We start from the raw sequence: 631 nt of genomic DNA on the forward strand, positions 1-631 counted from the left end.
CCTCAGCACAAGCGAGTACAAATGGCATTTCTAAACGACCAGTGGCTTCAATTACGATGCGTTCAGGTTTGTGTTGTTTTATGACTCTCAGTGCATCTTTGATGCCTTTGTCGGTATTTTCAACCGAAAAAAAGATGTCTAACGGTCTGATGTGGATATCTAATTGTGTTTTCCCTGTATCAACTCCGACGTTGATACTTTGCTTCATTTTCGTATTCATAATAAGCTAACTCATGCTTGCGTAATGCGGGTTCGAGACCCAGTCGACTATTCGAGGTTCATGCTTGGAGTCCTATGTAGTGTTCTCGTTTGTTATCGGTCTCTCGATAGAGGAGCCAGCGTTCAATCGAACTACTACATGGAAAGTTTTAGTTGCAGCTAAAGCCTGGGTCTCACATTACCCGATTTTGAGAGTTATTATCCATACAAAGCATTTAAGAGTGATTCCTTACGCTTGGCATTTCGCTTCGCTCAAGTATAGCCAAGCGTTCGTCACACCTTAATGCGGCGCTGGCGGATCCCCTCATAATTCCCCCAACCCACAGGTATGCGTGAGGCGCTGATATTCCACCATTGCCCAGTGATATTGGGACTCTTGTATTCGGTATCTCCGATGACAACGTACTTCCTT

Annotated in this window: 1 pseudogene; it reads right to left on the minus strand. The window is 44.5% G+C overall.

Annotation, left to right across the window (positions count from 1 at the left end):
• Positions 1–220 (minus strand): annotated as a pseudogene (locus AACW06_RS19875) (IS110 family transposase); the annotation flags it as partial.
• Between the last annotated feature and the right edge of the window lie 411 nt (positions 221–631).

The organism is Vibrio sp. S12_S33 (assembly GCF_963889785.1).
Classification (GTDB): domain Bacteria; phylum Pseudomonadota; class Gammaproteobacteria; order Enterobacterales; family Vibrionaceae; genus Vibrio; species Vibrio aestuarianus.